The organism is Halorubrum sp. SS7 (assembly GCF_005435055.1).
Taxonomy (GTDB): domain Archaea; phylum Halobacteriota; class Halobacteria; order Halobacteriales; family Haloferacaceae; genus Halorubrum; species Halorubrum salinarum.
Genome location: NZ_SGXV01000126.1, coordinates 1 through 1043, shown reverse-complemented (window position 1 = coordinate 1043; position 1043 = coordinate 1). Strand labels below are relative to the sequence as shown.

The following is a 1043-nucleotide window of genomic DNA, read 5'->3' as shown; positions in this document are numbered from 1 at the left end:
CGAGATGGACCCCACGAGGTGGGCCGCGAAGAACGGGAACAGCAGCAGACACCCGGCGAAAAACAACGCGGTGACGTCCCTGGCGGTGTCCGGCGTGGACCGCATCGATCCGGCCCCGGCCGGCGGGCCGAGGTAGCCGGTCAGTCGCCCCGCCACGACCCCCGCCGCGAGCAGCGAGTAGACCGCCGCGACCCCGAACAGCTTGACGAACAGCACCTGGATGCTCGCCCCGACCGACGACGCGGACTCCCTCTGGCTCGCCACGCGGGGAGTCGCGCTACCGTCGCCGGTGACGAAGTCGCTCACCGACTGGATCATCGCCTCCGCCGTGTTGATGAACTGCCACTCGTGGGTGGCGATCCAGGCCGCGAACGCCACCGTGAGAAAGATCGTCTGAAGCGTGACCAGCCGGTACCCGGCGATCGGGTCGTTCGGGCGGAACCATCGGAACGCGTGCTGTGCGACCGCCATCCCACCGAGCAGCAACATGACGTTCAACGCGACCTGAGGGTGAACCAGCAGGAGGGCGAACAGGACCGGCGGCAGGAGGTAGGTCGTCGGGGCCGGCCGCCGCAGTCCCACGTCGAACGCCGCACCGTCGTCGTACCCCAACCCGGCACGGTCGATCGCTCCCCGTCCGTCCGCGACCCGTTCGACGAGGCGCTCACGTCCGTCCCCGCCGATCAGGTGCGAGAACACGAGGTACAACACGAAGGGAACGAACAGCATCCCGATCGAGTAGGTGTGGAAGTGGAGGTACGTGCTGACGTTGTTTACCGGGAGGAGGAGGAACGCGGAGAACGCCCCGACCCCGAGCGCCCGGCGGTCGGGGACCAGAAACCAGACGCAGAGCGCGACGCTCGCGAAGAACAGGAGCGTGTACGCCCACATAACGAGCATCATGGCCCGTGGGACGTCCACGGCCGCGACCTTCGCGAGCCCGGTCGCGACGAGGTGGCTCCCCGGATAAAACAGCTGGAGCGGGTCGTTTCCAATCTTTATCGACCGGACGAGTCCGAGGTGAACGAGCGAGTCGCTCCGGC

The 1043-nt window shown here is 67.7% G+C and carries 1 pseudogene; it reads right to left on the bottom strand.

The features are described 5' to 3' along the window. Positions 1–921, bottom strand: a pseudogene (locus EXE44_RS17055) (hypothetical protein); the annotation flags it as partial. Positions 922–1043: the final 122 nt, after the last annotated feature.